Origin of the sequence: Streptomyces lancefieldiae (assembly GCF_031845825.1) — a bacterium.
Classification (GTDB): Bacteria; Actinomycetota; Actinomycetes; order Streptomycetales; family Streptomycetaceae; genus Streptomyces; species Streptomyces lancefieldiae.
Map to the genome: position 1 here is coordinate 96,355 of NZ_JAVRFH010000001.1, position 15,152 is coordinate 111,506.

Sequence of the window (15,152 nt, forward strand, 5' to 3'; positions counted from 1 at the left end):
ATCGAACCGAGGACCATGCGCTCCCACCGCCGCCCCCGGCTGCTCGCCCCCCTCGCCTCCCTCCTGCTCCTCCCGCTGATATCGAGCTGCTTCGCCTCCGGCGGCGGTGACGACTCGGGCTCCGGCGGCGACGACGGCGGCTCCCGCCTCCGCGTGGCCCTCGCCTTCCCGCCCGCCGAGAACTTCTCCCCGTACGGCGCCGACGCCACCCTCCTCAGCCGGCTCGGTGTCACCGAGGGCCTCACCGCCCTCGACGCCAACGGCTCAGCCGCCCCGGCGCTCGCCGAGTCCTGGCGGCGGGACGGGGACAAGGCCTGGGAGTTCACGCTCCGCGACGCCACCTTCCAGGACGGCGGCGACGTCACCCCGGCCGCCGTCGCCGACTCCCTCACCCACGCCACCGACGCCCAGCCCGCGCCCGCCGCGCTGGCCGGCGTCACCCTCACCGCCAAGGCCGACGGCGAGCGGGTGGTACGGATCACCACCGCCGAGCCCGATCCCGTACTGCCGCTGCGGCTGTCCAGTCCCAGCCTCGCCGTGCTGTCCGCCAAGGCCTACGCCGGCGAGGACCGCGTCGACCCCGTCGGCCACGCCACCGGCCCCTTCGAGCTGACCAAGGTGAACGGCGCCACCTCCGCCACCCTCGACCGGTTCGACGACTACTGGGGCGGACGCGCCCAGGCCTCCGGGATCGACGCCCGCTTCATCGCCGACGGCACCGCCCGCGCCAACGCCCTCAGGACCGGTGAGCTCGACATCGCCGAGGCCGTACCCGTCGCCCAGGCCGCCACCCTCGACAAGGACACGCGGCGCGACACCGCCACCACCCGCACCACCAGCCTGCTCCTCAACGCCTCCTCCGGGGTCTTCGAGGACGCCGGGCTGCGGGCCGCCGCCCGTGCCGCCGTCGACACCTCCGTGTTCGCCAAGGACGTGTACGAGGGGTACGCCGACCCCGGTGCCGGCATCTACGGGCCCGCCGTGACCTGGGCCGAGGGGAAGCGGACCGCGCCCGTCGGACGCGCCGCGGCCGGCAGGGCGGGCGGCCGGACACTCACCCTCGCCACCTACGACAACCGGCCCGAACTGCCCGAGGTCGCCCAGGTGGTCAAGCAGCAACTGGAGAAAGCCGGGTTCAAGGTGAAGCTCACCGTCCGTGAGTACTCCCGGCTGGAGAGCGACGCCCTGGAGGGGAAGTTCGACGCGTTCGTCCTCGCCCGGAACACCCTCGTCGACACCGGTGACCCCGTCGCCGTCCTCGCCGGCGACTACACCTGCGACGGCGGCTTCAACATCGCCCAGCTCTGCGACAAGGACGTCGACGCGGCCGTCGCCAAGGCCGAGCAGACCGCCGACACCGACGAGCGGCAGGACGCCGCCATGGCCGCCGAGGCACGCATCCTCGGCAGCGACGCCGTCGTCCCCCTCGTGCACCAGCGGATCATCACCGGCATCGCCGACTCCGTACAGGGCGTGGTCCTCGAGCCGTACGAGCGCACCCTCGTCGGCACCGGCACGCGGCGCTGAGCCGTGCGGCAGCGGATGGCCACCGTGGTGTGGCGGGTCGTCCTCGCGGCCGGGCTGGTGTGCGGGATCGGGCTGCTGCCGTGGCTCACCCGCACCGACCCGGCGTACACCGTCCTCAAGGCGCGGTCGGCCGAACGTGATCCGACACCGGAGGTGCTCGCCGACATCCGTGAGCAACTCGGGCTCGACGGGGGGCCTGCGCAGGTGCTCACCCGCTGGCTCGGCGGGCTCGTGCGCGGCGACGCCGGGCAGTCGTGGATCTCCGGGAGCGATGTCCTGCCCGACGTGCTCCAGGCGCTCGGTGCCTCCCTGATGCTGATGGCCGTGGCGCTCGTCGTCGCCTGCCTCACCGCCGGGCTCATCTGCACCCGCACGCTCCGCCTGGGCGCGCGGCGGCGGCTCGACGGGCGGCGGCGCGGCGGCACCGCCTCCGCCGTGATCGCCTCGCTGCCCGAGTTCCTCGTCGCCTCCGTGCTCGCCACCGTCGTCGGGGTGCAGCTCGGGTGGCTGCCCGCGCTGGGGTGGTACGGGCCCCAGTGGACCGTGCTGCCCGCGCTCGCCCTCGGGCTGCCCGCCGGGGCCGTGCTCGGGCGGCTCCTCGACGACCTGCTGCCCGGCGCGTTCGGCGAGCCCTGGGCGCTGGCCGCCGCCGCGCGGGGACTGACCGGCCGGCGCATCGCCCGCCAGGCGTTGCGGCGGTGCGTGCCCGCGCTGCTGCCCAACCTCTCACTGTTCGTCGTGGGCCTCACCGGCGGAGCCGTCGCCGTCGAGCAGGTCTTCGACATCCCCGGGCTCGGCCGCACCACCCTCCAGGCCGCCCTCGCCCAGGACCTGCCCGTCCTCCAGGCCGGCACCCTCGCCCTCGTGCTCCTCGGCGCGCTCGCCACCGGCGCCACCCGCCTCGCGGCCCGCCTGCTCACCGGCCCCGCCCTGCGCGACGGCGCCCTGTCCTCCCTGCACCGGCCCACCCCGCCCGCCGGCGGACTGCTGGCCCTCCTCTACGGCGCCGTCCTGCTCGCCGTCGTCGGGCTCGGCCTGCCGCGCGACCCGCTCGCCCTCGACACGGGGGAACGGTTGCGAGCCCCCTCCCTCGACCATCCCTTCGGCACCGACGCCCTCGGCCGCGACCTGCTCGCCCGCGTCGGTCACGGGGCCCTGGACACCCTGCTGTTCGCCGCCGCCATCAGTGCCGCCGCGCTGCTCGCGGGCGTACTCCTCGGACTCGTGCCCCGCATCTCCGCGCCGCTCGTCGACACCGTCAACGCCGTACCGCCCGTGCTCGTCGCCCTCCTCGTCACCGCGGTCGCGGGGAGCGGGGCGGCCACGCCCGCGTTCGCCGTGGGCGCCGTCGCCTGGGCGCCGCTCGCCGCGCACACCTCCTCCCTCCTCCGACAGGAACGCGCCACCCTGCACATCACCGCCACCAGAGGGCTGGGCGCCGGACGGTGGCACCTGCTGCGCCACGAACTGCTGCCCGCCGTCCTGCCGCCCGTCCTGCGCCACGCCCTGCTGCGGCTCCCCGGTGTCGCCCTCGCGCTCGCCTCGCTAGGCTTCCTCGGCCTGGGCGCCCAGCCGCCGTCCCCCGAGTGGGGCCTGCTCCTCGCCGAGAACCAGCCCTACGCCGAACGCGCCCCCTGGGCCGTCCTCGCCCCCGCCGCCGTCCTGGCCCTGCTCGGCGCCCTCGCCGTCACCGCCGCGGGCGGACTGCGCCTGCCCCGGCGGCGGCGTCCTCGCGGTACGTCCCAGGCCGTCGTTCCCCAGCCTGTGCTGGAGAAGGAGCTGGTCGAAGCCCGATGACCTCGCTGTCCACCGGCCGGCTCGCGAAGGCTGCAGGGCGCGGCGCCCCGCTCTCCCCGCTGCTCCGGCTGCTCATCCTCACCCAACTCGCCTTCAACATAGGCTTCTTCGCCGTCCTTCCCTTCCTCGCCGAGCACCTCGGGCAGTCCGTCGGCATGGCGGGCTGGCTGGTCGGGTTCGTGCTCGGGCTGCGGACCTTCAGCCAGCAGGGGCTGTTCGTGGTCGGCGGGGCGCTGGCGGACCGGTACGGCATCCGGCCCGTCGTGCTCGCCGGGTGCGTGCTGCGGATCGCCGGGTTCGGGTGGCTCGGGTTCGCCGAGCGGACCTGGGCGGTCATCGGGGCGGTGCTGCTCATCGGGTTCGCCGCCGCGCTGTTCTCGCCGGCCGTCGAGTCCGAGGTGGCCCGGCAGGCCGTCGCCCGGGAGGAGGCGGGCGGCGGGGACCGGACCAGGGTGCTCGCGCTGTTCACCGTCGCCGGGCAGGCGGGGGCCTTCGTCGGGCCGCTGCTGGGGGCCCTGCTGCTGGCCGTCGACTTCCGTACGGTGTGCCTCGCCGGGGCCGGTGTCTTCGTGCTCGTCCTCGCCGGGCACGCGTGGCTGCTGCCGCAGCACATTCCCGGGCGCGCCCGCACCCGGGTGGAGGGCGGGGTGCGGCTGCTGCTGCGCAACCGGCGCTTCCTCGCGCTGTGCTGCGCGTACGGCGCCTATCTGCTCGCCTACAACCAGCTCTACCTGGCCCTGCCCGCCGAGGTGGAGCGGGCCGCGGGGTCCCAGGCGCCGCTGGCCTGGCTGTTCGCGCTGTCCTCGCTGCTCGTGGTGACCGCGCAGTTGCCGGTCACCCGGTGGGCGGGCGAGCGGCTGGCGCCGCGCCGGTCGATGGTGGCGGGGCTGGTGCTGATCGGGGCCGGCTTCGCCGGCGTCGCGTTCGCGCGGCCCGCCGGGTGGACGGGGGCGGGCGGACTGGTTCCCGCCGCCGGGTTCGTCGTGCTGCTCACCCTCGGGCAGATGCTGGTCGCGCCCGTCGCCCGCGCCTGGGTGCCGGACCTCGCCGAGGAGGGGCGGCTCGGGCTGTACACGGGGGCGCTGTCCTCCGTCTCGGGACTCGTCGTGCTGGCGGGCAGTTCCGCGACCGGCCTCCTGCTGGACAGCGGGCTGCCCGTCGCCGTGCCGTGGCTGGTGCTGGCCGCCGTACCGCTGGCGGCGGTGGGGCTCCTGCCGCGACGCCCCTGACCGGCGGCGTGTTCCCGGCAGGTCGTGGGGCGGGGCGCGGGCCGCTTGTCCCGGGGACGGGTACGGACGCCGCCGGCCGTCCCGGCCGCTGCTCGCCGTGGGGGTGCCGCTGCATGCCGGTGGCTGGGGCACCCGGGGGCGTCATCGCCTGGGTGTCCGGCGTGGCTGGGCTGGGTGCGGCAGGGGGCCGGGTGTGGTGCCGCTTGCCGTGTGGCTGTGCGCTGGTCGTCGGCGGCTGGGTCCGCAGGAGGGCAGGGGTTCGGGGCGGCTGGGCTGGGTGCGACAGCGGGCCGGGTGTGGTGCCGCTTGCCATGTGGCTGTGCGCTGGTCGTCGGCGGCTGGGTCCCCAGGAGGGCGGGGGTTCGGGGCGGCCGGGCTGGGCGTGGCGCCGGGCTGGGCCTGGCCGTGGTGTGCCGGATGCTCGGCTCGCGGCGGCATCGGGCTGTTCGCCGCACTGCGCGCGCCGGCGTGGTGATGACCGCCGTCCCGCCGACCGCCCGGCATGCGGCCCGCGGGTTCACTGCCGGCTGACGCTGCGGGTGACGCCCGCGACGACCGTGGTGGCCAGGATCCAGCCCATGACGATCAGGACGTACGACAGGGTCTGGTACCCGCCCTCGGGCGCGAAGGCGTTCTCCTGGCCGAAGGAGATGACCGGCAGCAGCAGGTCGAGCGTGTAGAAGACCGGGTCGAAGTCCGGGGACTCGGCCGGCTTGAGCGGTGGCGGGGGACGGAGGCCGTACGTGACCGAGCCGACCGCGAGCAGCGACAGCAGCCAGCCGCCGGCCCGCAGCGGACGGAAGCCGTACCCGACGGCGGCGTCCTGGAGCAGGCCCCAGGCCCTGCCGTACCAGGGCAGGGTGCGGCGCTGCCGGCGCTGCTTGGCGAGCTGGACCCGCCGGGCCGCGTCGTCGTCGCCGATCCTGCGGTAGGCGGCCGTCAACTGCTCGTAGGCGTAGGGAACATAGCCGTCGCCGTCCCGCTCCAGCATCGGCAGCCGCCGCTCGGCGGGCTCGTGCGGGGCCAGGGCGGTGAAGGTGAGGTCGCTGAGGTACACCTCGTCGGGCAGCATCTCCGGGCCGAGGGTGAGGATGTCTATCTGGGAGCGGCGCAGGTTGAGGGCGCCCACGACGCGGTCGCCGCGCCGCAGCCACAGCTCCCCGATGACACAGCTGCTCGCCCGCAGCGCGGTGCCGCCGGGCCGGGACAGGCTCGCGTGCAGCAGGTCCAGGGTGCCCGGGATGCGGGCGCCCCGGAAGTCGACCCGGCCGCGGGCGCGCAGGCACGAGGCGCCGACGCCCGAGCCGACGACGAGGTTCTGCGCGTCCAGGGCTGCGCCGTCGGGCGCGTCGAGATCGGCGTCCCTGAGGTTGAGCGTCCCGGAGACGGAGGCGCCGGTGAGCCGTACCTGCCCGCGCGTGCGCAGTCCGGGGGCCCACAGGTCGGCGCCGAGGACGGCCTGGTTGAGCTGGAGCACCGGCCCCTCGGCGTCCGGGGCGTCGATCCGGGTGCTCTCCAGGTACAGGCTGCCGGTGACCTCGGCCCCGCCGAGCCGGACCATCCCGCCGAACCGGGTGCGGGTCAGCCGCAGTACGCCGTCCACCCGGACCGCGTGCGAGATCAGCCCGGGCAGCACGGACTCGCTCAGGTTCAGCTCGCGCAGCCGCGCCGCGTACAGCCTCGGTACCTCGTCGAAGTGGCAGTGCCGCAGCCGCACCGGGTGGTCGACCGTCGCGTACGGCAGCTCCAGGGGGCCGGTGACGCGCGCGCCCGCCACACTGAGCGAGGCCGTCTCGCCCTCGCGCTGCGGGCCCGCGAGGAGCAGGGCCCGCAGCACGGAGGCACGCACGGTCCGCTCCGGGCCCCAGGTCCCGCCGTCGGCGGCGTCCTCGTCCGCCGCGGCCCGGAAGTCCACGGCCTCGCCCGTGGCGAACGCCCGCCATACACGCGCCTCGGCCGGTGTCAGGTCGTTGGTCTCCATCGCGGGGACTCTGACCCGAACCGGCCGGTCGCGTCAACGTGTTACCACCACGTCGTGCTACTTCTTCGCCGCCTCCACGGCGTGGCCGCCGAACTGGTTGCGCAGCGCGGCGATCATCTTCATCTGCGGCGAGTCCTCCTGCCGGGACGCGAACCGCGCGAAGAGGGAGGCGGTGATCGCCGGCAGCGGCACCGCGTTGTCGATGGCCGCCTCGACCGTCCAGCGGCCCTCGCCCGAGTCCTCCGCGTAACCGCGCAGCTTGTCCAGGTGCTGGTCGTCGTCGAGCGCGTTGACGGCCAGGTCCAGCAGCCAGGAGCGGATGACCGTGCCCTCCTGCCAGGAGCGGAAGACCTCGCGGACGTTGTCCACGGAGTCGACCTTCTCCAGCAGCTCCCAGCCCTCGGCGTACGCCTGCATCATGGCGTACTCGATGCCGTTGTGGACCATCTTGGAGAAGTGCCCGGCGCCCACCTTGCCCGCGTGGACGTAGCCGTACGGGCCGTCGGGCTTGAGGGCGTCGAAGATCGGCTTGAGGTCGTCGACGACTTCCTTCTCCCCGCCGACCATCAGGGCGTACCCGTTCTTCAGGCCCCACACACCGCCCGAGACACCCGCGTCGACGAAGTTGATGCCGTGCTTGCCCAGCTCCTCGGCGTGCCTCTCGTCGTCGGTCCAGCGGGAGTTGCCGCCGTCGATGACGGTGTCACCGTGCCTGAGCAGGGTCGCCAGCTGGTCGATGACGTGCTGGGTGGCGGCGCCGGCCGGCACCATCACCCAGACCGAGCGCGGCCGGTCGAGCTGCTCGACGAGGTCGACCAGGCTGGCGACGTCGGCCTTCTCCGGATTGGTGTCGTATCCGACGACGGTGTGGCCGGCGTTGCGCAGACGCTCGCGCATGTTGCCGCCCATCTTGCCGAGACCCACAAGACCGATCTGCATGTCAGTGCACTTCCTTCAGTTCACGGTAGGCGGCCACCAGCGCGGCCGTGGACGGATCGAGGCCGGGCACGTCAGCGCCCTCGGTCAGAGCGGGTTCGACGCGCTTGGCGAGGACCTTGCCGAGCTCGACGCCCCACTGGTCGAAGGAGTCGATGTTCCAGATCGCGCCCTGGACGAACACCTTGTGCTCGTACAGCGCGATCAGCTGGCCGAGGACGGAGGGCGTCAGCTCGGTGGCCAGGACGGTCGTGGTGGGGTGGTTGCCCCGGAAGGTGCGGTGCGGCACCTGCTCCTCGGGCACGCCCTCCGCCCGGACCTCGTCGGAGGTCTTGCCGAAGGCCAGCGCCTGCCCCTGGGCGAACAGGTTGGCCATCAGCAGGTCGTGCTGCGCCTTGAGCTCGTCGCTCAGCTCGGCGACGGGCCGGGCGAAGCCGATCAGGTCGGCCGGGATGAGCTTGGTGCCCTGGTGGATCAACTGGTAGTACGCGTGCTGCCCGTTGGTGCCCGGCGTGCCCCAGACCACGGGCCCCGTCTGCCACTCCACGGGGTTCCCCTCGCGGTCGACCGACTTGCCGTTGGACTCCATGTCGAGCTGCTGGAGGTACGCCGTGAACTTCGACAGGTAGTGGCTGTACGGCAGGACCGCGTGGGACTGCGCGCCGAGGAAGTTGCCGTACCAGACGCCCAGCAGACCCAGGATCAGCGGGGCGTTGGCCTCCGCGTCGGCGTTGCGGAAGTGCTCGTCGACGATGCGGAAGCCGTCGAGCATCTCCCGGAAGCGGTCCGGGCCGATGGCGATCATCAGGGAGAGCCCGATCGCCGAGTCGTACGAGTACCGTCCGCCGACCCAGTCCCAGAACTCGAACATGTTCGCCGTGTCGATGCCGAAGCCGGCGACCTTCTCGGCGTTGGTCGACAGCGCGACGAAGTGCTGGGCGACCGCCTTGTCGTCGCCCTTCTCGCCGCCGCCCAGCCCGTCCAGCAGCCAGGAGCGCGCCGAGGTGGCGTTGGTGATCGTCTCGATGGTGGTGAACGTCTTGGACGCGACGATGAACAGCGTCTCGGCCGGGTCCAGGTCCCGGACCGCCTCGTGCAGGTCGGCGCCGTCCACGTTCGACACGAAACGGAAGGTCAGCGAGCGGTCGGTGAAGGCGCGCAGCGCCTCGTACGCCATCGCCGGACCGAGGTCGGAGCCGCCGATGCCGATGTTGACGACGTTGCGGATGCGCTTGCCGGTGTACCCGGTCCACTCGCCGGAGCGGACCCGGTCGGCGAAGTCGGCCATCCTGTCGAGCACGGCGTGCACCTTGGGGACGACGTTCTCGCCGTCGACCTCGACGACCGCGTTCCGCGGGGCGCGCAGCGCGGTGTGCAGCACGGCCCGGTCCTCGGTGATGTTGATCCGCTCCCCGCGGAACATGGCGTCGCGCAGCCCGAACACGTCGGTGGCGGCGGCCAGCTCCCGCAGCAGGGCCAGCGTCTCGTCGGTGACCAGGCTCTTGGAGTAGTCGATGCGCAGGTCGCCGACGCGCACGACGTACCGCTCCGCCCGCCCCGGGTCCGCGGCGAACAGCTCACGCAGGTCCGGGTGGGGCAGCGCGCCCGCGCGGTGGTCCTTGAGGGCGGTCCACTCGGGCCGCCGGGTCGGCTTCGGGGAGTCAGACATGGACGGCGTTCTCCTTGGGGGCCTCGCCGCGCAGGGCGATGGCGTACATCTCGTCCGCGTCGAGGCGCCTGAGCTCCTCGGCGATGAGTTCGGAGGTGGGGCGGACCTTCAGCGCGAGGGTGCGCGGGGGCTGGTCGGGCAGGGTCATCGTGGCGAGCGGGCCCTCCGGCCGGTCGATGACGATCTCGCCGTTCGCCGTGCCGAGGCGGACGGCCGTGACGACCGGTCCGTCGGTGATCACCCGGTCGACCCGGACGTTCAGCCGGGCCTCCAGCCAGCGGGCCAGCAGCTCGGCGGCCGGGTTGTCCCCCTCGGCCTCCACGACCGCCGAGGTCACCGGCACCCGGGCCTGGTCCAGCGCCGCGGCCAGCATGGAGCGCCACAGCGTCAGCCGGGTCCAGGCGAGGTCGGTGTCACCGGGCGCGTAGGAGCGGACCCGCTTCTCCAGGACCTCCATCGGCCGCTCGACCGCGTACAGGTCGGTGATCCGGCGCTGGGCCAGCGCGCCCAGCGGGTCCTTCGCGGGGTTGTCCGGCGCCTCCACCGGCCACCACACGACGACCGGGGCGTCCGGCAGCAGCAGCGGCAGCACGACCGAGTCGGCGTGCTCGGAGACCTCGCCGTACATGCGCAGGACGACCGTCTCGCCGGTGCCGGCCTCGGAGCCCACCCGGACCTCGGCGTCGAGGTGCGAGAGGGTGCGGTCGCGCAGGTTGCGGGCGTGCCGCTTGATGACGACCAGGGTGCGCGAGGGGTGCTCGTGCGAGGCCTCCTCGGCGGCCTTGATCGAGTCGTAGGCGTTCTCCTCGTCCGTGACGATCACCATCGTCAGGACCATGCCCACGGCCGGCGTGCCGATGGCCCGGCGGCCCTGCACCAGCGCCTTGTTGATGTTGCTTGCCGTGGTGTCGGTCAGGTCGATCCTCATGGCCTGCGCCAGCTCCGTCCGTCTCGTGCGAGCATCTCGTCGGCTTCCCGCGGGCCCCAGCTGCCCGAGGCGTACTGCGCGGGCCGCTCGTGCGTGGCCCAGTACTCCTCGATCGGGTCGAGGATCCGCCAGGACTCTTCCACTTCCTGGTGACGGGGGAACAGGTTGGCGTCGCCCAGAAGGACGTCCAGGATCAGCCGTTCGTACGCCTCCGGGCTGGTCTCCGTGAACGACTCGCCGTAGGCGAAGTCCATCGACACGTCCCGGATCTCCATCGACGTGCCCGGCACCTTGGAGCCGAACCGCACCGTCATGCCCTCGTCGGGCTGGACGCGGATGACGATCGCGTTCTCGCCCAGCTCCTCCGTCGCGGTGGTGTCGAACGGCGAGTGCGGGGCCCGCTGGAAGACGACCGCGATCTCCGTCACCCGGCGGCCGAGGCGCTTGCCGGTGCGCAGGTAGAACGGCACGCCCGCCCAGCGGCGGTTGTCGATCCCCAGCTTGATCGCCGCGTAGGTGTCGGTGGTGGAGGCCGGGTCGATGCCCTCCTCGTCCAGGTACCCGGGCACCTGCGCGCCGCCCTGCCAGCCGCCGGCGTACTGTCCGCGCACGGTGTGCTCGCCGAGGTCGTCCGGCAGCCGCACCGCGCGCAGCACCTTCAGCTTCTCGGTGAGCAGCGAGGCGGCGTCGAAGGAGGCGGGCTCCTCCATCGCGGTGAGCGCCATCAGCTGGAGCAGGTGGTTCTGGATGACGTCACGGGCGGCGCCGATGCCGTCGTAGTAGCCGGCCCGGCCGCCGATGCCGATGTCCTCGGCCATGGTGATCTGCACGTGGTCGACGTAGGAGCGGTTCCAGATCGGCTCGTACATCTGGTTGGCGAAGCGCAGCGCCAGGATGTTCTGGACGGTCTCCTTGCCCAGGTAGTGGTCGATGCGGAAGACCTGCTCCGGGTCGAAGACCTCGTGCACGAGCGCGTTGAGGTCGCGGGCGCTGTCCAGGTCGTGCCCGAACGGCTTCTCGATCACCGCGCGGCGCCAGGAGCCCTCCGGGGCGTCGGTCAGCCCGTGCTTCTTGAGCTGCTGGACGACCTTCGGGAAGAACTTCGGCGGCACCGAGAGGTAGAAGGCGTAGTTGCCGCTGGTGCCGCGGGAGGCGTCCAGCTCCTCGACGGCCTTGCGCAGCTGTTCGAACGCGTCGTCGTCGTCGAAGTCGCCGGGGATGAACCGCATGCCCTCGGAGAGCTGCTGCCAGACCTCCTCGCGGAACGGTGTGCGCGCGTGCTCCTTGACGGCGTCGTGCACGACCTGGGCGAAGTCCTGGTCCTCCCAGTCCCGGCGGGCGAAGCCGACCAGGGAGAAGCCCGGCGGCAGCAGGCCGCGGTTGGCCAGGTCGTAGACGGCCGGCATCAGCTTGCGGCGGGACAGGTCGCCGGTGACGCCGAAGATGACCAGTCCGGACGGGCCCGCGATGCGGGGCAGGCGGCGGTCCTGGGGATCGCGCAGGGGGTTGCTCCAGTCGAGGGGCGCCGCGGGGGCGACGGCCTTCTCGGCCCTCTCGTCCGCCCCTTCCGCCTTCGCACCCTTGCCGGCGCCGGCCGTCCCGGACTTCTTGGAGGTCCGGGCCGCCTTGGCCGCCCTGGGCGTCCCGGCGGCGCGGGGCTCCTCGGCCTGACCGGCCTGCGGCTCTCCGGCGGCCTCCTGGGCCGTCCTGGCCTCCTTGGCCTCCTTCGTCGCCTTGGTCTCGTGGACCGTCGTAGCGGGAAGGTCCTCGCTCATTCCCCGTCAACTCCCTTGCTGTTGAGGGACTTCGTCACGGCGTCGAGCAGGTCCTGCCAGGCGACCTCGAACTTGGCCACGCCCTCCTGCTCCAGCTGCTCCACCACCTCGTCGTACGAGATGCCGAGCCGCTCCACGGCCGCGAGGTCCGCCCGGGCCTGGGCGTAACCACCGGTGACCGTGTCGCCCTGTACGTCGCCGTGGTCGGCGGCGGCGTTCAGGGTGGCCTCCGGCATCGTGTTCACGGTGCCGGGAGCGACCAGCTCCTCCACGTACAGGGTGTCCCGGAATGCCGGGTCCTTCACACCGGTGGACGCCCACAGGGGGCGCTGGGCGTTGGCGCCGGCCTCGGCCAGGGCGGCGAACCGGTCCCCGGGGCGGGTCGCGTTGCCGGCGGCGCCGAATACCCGTTCGTACGCCTCGTAGGCCAGTCGCGCGTTGGCCAGGGCCGCCTTCCCCTTCAGGGCGAGGGCCTCGTCCGTGCCCAGCAGGGTCAGGCGCTTGTCGATCTCGCTGTCGACGCGGGAGACGAAGAACGAGGCGACGGAGTGGATGCCCGCCAGGTCGATCCCGGCCGCCCGCGCCTTCTCCAGGCCGGCGAGGTAGGCGTCCATGACCTCGCGGTAGCGCTCCAGGGAGAAGATCAGCGTGACGTTGACGCTGATGCCGGCGCCGATCACCTCGGTGATCGCCGGGAGACCGGCCTTCGTCGCCGGGATCTTGATCATCGCGTTGGGGCGGTCGACCAGCCAGGCCAGCTGCCGCGCCTCGGCGACCGTGGCCGTCGTGTCGTGGGCGAGGCGGGGGTCGACCTCGATGGAGACCCGGCCGTCCCGGCCGCCGGTGGCGTCGTACACCTCGCGCAGGACGTCGGCGGCGGCGCGGACGTCGACGGTGGTCATCATGCGGACCGCCTCGTCGACGGTGACGCCCCTGGTCGCGAGGTCGGCGAGCTGCTCCTCGTAGCCCTCGCCGGAGCCGATGGCGGCCTGGAAGATCGACGGGTTGGTGGTGACGCCGACGACGTTCTTCGTCTCGATCAGCTCGGCGAGGTTGCCGGACTCGATCCGCCGCCGCGACAGGTCGTCCAGCCAGATGGAGACGCCCTCGTCGGACAGGCGTCGCAGTGCTCCCGCGGGCGCGGTTGCTTCGGTCACAGTGATCATCTTCTCTTTCTGCTTCTCTGTGCGTTCGGCTCAGCCGCGGGCGGCGGCCAGGGACTCCCTGGCGGCGGCGGCGACGTTCTCGGCGGTGAAGCCGAACTCGGCGAACAGGGTCTTGGCGTCGGCGGAGGCGCCGAAGTGCTCCAGGGAGACGATGCGGCCCGCGTCTCCGACGAACCGGTGCCAGGTCAGGCCGATGCCGGCCTCCACGGCCACCCGGGCCTTCACGGACGGCGGCAGCACGCTCTCGCGGTACTCGCGCGGCTGCTCCTCGAACCACTCCACGGAGGGCATCGACACCACCCGCGTGGGCGTGCCCTCCGCCTCCAGCGCCTCTCGCGCCGCCATGGCGAGCTGCACCTCGGAGCCGGTGGCGATCAGGACGACGTCCGGGGCGCCGGTGGAGGCGTCGGCGAGGACGTAGCCGCCGCGTGCGGCGTCGGGGTTCGGCGCGTACGTCGGTACGCCCTGGCGGGTGAGGGCGAGTCCGTGCGGGGCCGGGTTGGTGGAGTGGCGCCTGAGGATCTCGGCCCAGGCGGTCGCGGTCTCGTTGGCGTCGGCCGGACGGACGACGTTCAGACCGGGGATCGCGCGCAGGGCGGCCAGGTGCTCCACCGGCTGGTGCGTCGGACCGTCCTCACCGAGGCCGATGGAGTCGTGCGTCCACACGTACGTCACCGGAAGCTGCATCAGGGCGGACATGCGCACCGCGTTGCGCATGTAGTCGGAGAAGACCAGGAAGGTGCCGCCGTAGACGCGGGTGTTGCCGTGCAGCGCGATGCCGTTCATCTCCGCGGCCATCGAGAACTCGCGGATGCCGAAGTGCACGGTGCGGCCGTACGGATCGGCCTCCGGCAGCGGGTTGCCCTCGGGCAGGAAGGAGCTGGTCTTGTCGATCGTGGTGTTGTTGGAGCCGGCCAGGTCGGCCGAGCCGCCCCAGAGCTCGGGCAGCACCGGGCCGAGGGCCTGGAGGACCTTGCCCGAGGCGGCGCGGGTGGCGACGGCCTTGCCGGTCTCGAACACCGGCAGGGTGTCCTCCCAGCCCTCCGGCAGCCGGCCGGCGACCACGCGGTCGAACAGCGTCGCGCGCTCCGGCTGGTCGCCGCGCCAGGTGGCGATCCGCTTGTCCCAGGCGGTGTGCGCCTCGGCGCCCCGGTCCAGGGCCCGGCGGGTGTGGGCGAGGACCTCGTCCGCGACCTCGAAGGACTTCTCCGGGTCGAAGCCGAGGACGCGCTTGGTGGCGGCCACCTCGTCCTCGCCGAGCGCGGAGCCGTGGGAGGCCTCGGTGTTCTGGGCGTTCGGGGCGGGCCAGGCGATGATCGTGCGCATGGCGATGAGGGAGGGGCGGCCGGTCTCGGCCCGCGCCGCCGTCAGGGCCGCGTACAGCGCGTGCACGTCGACGTCACCGCTCTCGGCGGGCTCGATCCGCTGCACGTGCCAGCCGTAGGCCTCGTACCGCTTCAGCACGTCCTCGGAGAACGCGGTCGCCGTGTCGCCCTCGATGGAGATGTGGTTGTCGTCGTAGAGGAAGACGAGGTTGCCGAGCTTCTGGTGTCCCGCGAGGGACGACGCCTCGGCGGAGACGCCCTCCTGGAGGTCGCCGTCGGAGACGATCGCCCAGATGGTGTGGTCGAAGGGGGACTCGCCCGCGGGAGCCTCGGGGTCGAACAGGCCGCGCTCGTAGCGCGCGGCCATCGCCATGCCGACCGCGTTGGCGACGCCCTGGCCGAGCGGGCCGGTGGTGGTCTCCACGCCCGCGGTGTGGCCGTACTCGGGGTGGCCCGGCGTCTTCGAACCGTGCGTGCGGAACGCCTTGAGGTCGTCCAGCTCCAGCTCGTACCCGGCGAGGTAGAGCTGCGTGTAGAGGGTCAGCGACGTGTGGCCGGGGGAGAGGACGAAGCGGTCACGGCCCGTCCACTCGGGGTCGGCGGGGTCGTGACGCATCACCTTCTGAAAGATCGTGTACGCCGCCGGCGCCAGGGCCATCGCCGTGCCGGGGTGCCCGTTGCCGACCTTCTGCACGGCATCGGCCGCCAGAACACGGGCGGTGTCGACGGCACGCCGGTCGAGTTCGGTCCATTCGAAGCGGTCCGCGCTGTCCGCAGTGTGCGTGCTCATCTTCAAGAAATCCTCGATAGGAGCGAAGG

10 protein-coding genes are annotated in these 15,152 nt (G+C 73.1%); 3 read left to right on the forward strand and 7 right to left on the reverse strand.

Annotated features, from left to right (window positions below):
* Window positions 1-15 precede the first annotated feature (15 nt).
* The 3 genes from RM812_RS00360 to RM812_RS00370 are packed head-to-tail and all read left to right on the forward strand — an operon-like array spanning window position 16 to window position 4,553.
* Window positions 16-1,527, forward strand: a complete 1,512-nt coding sequence (locus RM812_RS00360) for an ABC transporter substrate-binding protein (RefSeq protein ID WP_311570297.1) — start codon at window positions 16-18, stop codon at window positions 1,525-1,527.
* A gap of 15 nt (window positions 1,528-1,542) precedes the next feature.
* The gene (locus RM812_RS00365) at window positions 1,543-3,324 is read left to right on the forward strand and encodes an ABC transporter permease subunit (RefSeq protein WP_394816411.1); all 1,782 of its coding nucleotides are present in this window, start codon (window positions 1,543-1,545) and stop codon (window positions 3,322-3,324) included.
* Entirely contained in the window at window positions 3,321-4,553 is a 1,233-nt protein-coding gene (locus RM812_RS00370; protein WP_311570299.1) for an MDR family MFS transporter, read from the forward strand. Before RM812_RS00365 ends, RM812_RS00370 begins: the two co-directional genes overlap by 4 nt.
* 517 nt (window positions 4,554-5,070) lie before the next feature.
* On the opposite strand, the gene RM812_RS00375 is transcribed toward RM812_RS00370, so the two are convergent.
* The 7 genes from RM812_RS00375 to tkt are packed head-to-tail and all read right to left on the reverse strand — an operon-like array spanning window position 5,071 to window position 15,123.
* Entirely contained in the window at window positions 5,071-6,534 is a 1,464-nt protein-coding gene (locus tag RM812_RS00375) for a membrane-associated oxidoreductase (RefSeq protein ID WP_311570300.1), read from the reverse strand.
* Window positions 6,535-6,591: 57 nt separating this feature from the next.
* Window positions 6,592-7,473, reverse strand: coding sequence for a phosphogluconate dehydrogenase (NAD(+)-dependent, decarboxylating) (gene gnd / locus RM812_RS00380; protein ID WP_311570301.1), 882 nt, complete (start codon window positions 7,471-7,473; stop codon window positions 6,592-6,594).
* A gap of 1 nt (window position 7,474) precedes the next feature.
* On the reverse strand, window positions 7,475-9,139 hold the full coding sequence (gene pgi, locus RM812_RS00385; protein WP_311570302.1) for a glucose-6-phosphate isomerase: 1,665 nt from the start codon (window positions 9,137-9,139) through the stop codon (window positions 7,475-7,477).
* Window positions 9,132-10,067 (reverse strand): glucose-6-phosphate dehydrogenase assembly protein OpcA, encoded by a 936-nt coding sequence (opcA, locus tag RM812_RS00390; RefSeq protein WP_311570303.1) that lies wholly within the window; start codon window positions 10,065-10,067, stop codon window positions 9,132-9,134. The genes pgi and opcA overlap by 8 nt, the downstream gene beginning before the upstream one ends.
* Window positions 10,064-11,842 carry a glucose-6-phosphate dehydrogenase gene (gene zwf / locus RM812_RS00395; RefSeq protein ID WP_311570304.1) on the reverse strand — a complete coding sequence of 593 codons (1,779 nt, stop codon included), beginning with the start codon at window positions 11,840-11,842 and terminating at the stop codon, window positions 10,064-10,066. The genes opcA and zwf overlap by 4 nt, the downstream gene beginning before the upstream one ends.
* Window positions 11,839-13,008 carry a transaldolase gene (gene tal, locus RM812_RS00400; RefSeq protein ID WP_311570305.1) on the reverse strand — a complete coding sequence of 390 codons (1,170 nt, stop codon included), beginning with the start codon at window positions 13,006-13,008 and terminating at the stop codon, window positions 11,839-11,841. Before tal ends, zwf begins: the two co-directional genes overlap by 4 nt.
* A gap of 30 nt (window positions 13,009-13,038) precedes the next feature.
* A complete protein-coding gene (gene tkt / locus RM812_RS00405) occupies window positions 13,039-15,123 on the reverse strand; it encodes a transketolase (protein WP_311570306.1) in 2,085 nt (694 codons plus the stop codon).
* Between the last annotated feature and the right edge of the window lie 29 nt (window positions 15,124-15,152).

What these genes read in the sequence shown, in the direction of transcription:
- tal (WP_311570305.1), bottom strand. Translation starts at nt 13,008, where the DNA reads ATGATCACTGTGACCGAAGCAACCGCGCCCGCGGGAGCACTGCGACGC.
- RM812_RS00375 (WP_311570300.1), bottom strand. Translation starts at nt 6,534, where the DNA reads ATGGAGACCAACGACCTGACACCGGCCGAGGCGCGTGTATGGCGGGCG.
- RM812_RS00365 (WP_394816411.1), top strand. Translation starts at nt 1,543, where the DNA reads ATGGCCACCGTGGTGTGGCGGGTCGTCCTCGCGGCCGGGCTGGTGTGC.
- gnd (WP_311570301.1), bottom strand. Translation starts at nt 7,473, where the DNA reads ATGCAGATCGGTCTTGTGGGTCTCGGCAAGATGGGCGGCAACATGCGC.
- RM812_RS00360 (WP_311570297.1), top strand. Translation starts at nt 16, where the DNA reads ATGCGCTCCCACCGCCGCCCCCGGCTGCTCGCCCCCCTCGCCTCCCTC.
- zwf (WP_311570304.1), bottom strand. Translation starts at nt 11,842, where the DNA reads ATGAGCGAGGACCTTCCCGCTACGACGGTCCACGAGACCAAGGCGACG.
- tkt (WP_311570306.1), bottom strand. Translation starts at nt 15,123, where the DNA reads ATGAGCACGCACACTGCGGACAGCGCGGACCGCTTCGAATGGACCGAA.
- opcA (WP_311570303.1), bottom strand. Translation starts at nt 10,067, where the DNA reads ATGAGGATCGACCTGACCGACACCACGGCAAGCAACATCAACAAGGCG.
- pgi (WP_311570302.1), bottom strand. Translation starts at nt 9,139, where the DNA reads ATGTCTGACTCCCCGAAGCCGACCCGGCGGCCCGAGTGGACCGCCCTC.
- RM812_RS00370 (WP_311570299.1), top strand. Translation starts at nt 3,321, where the DNA reads ATGACCTCGCTGTCCACCGGCCGGCTCGCGAAGGCTGCAGGGCGCGGC.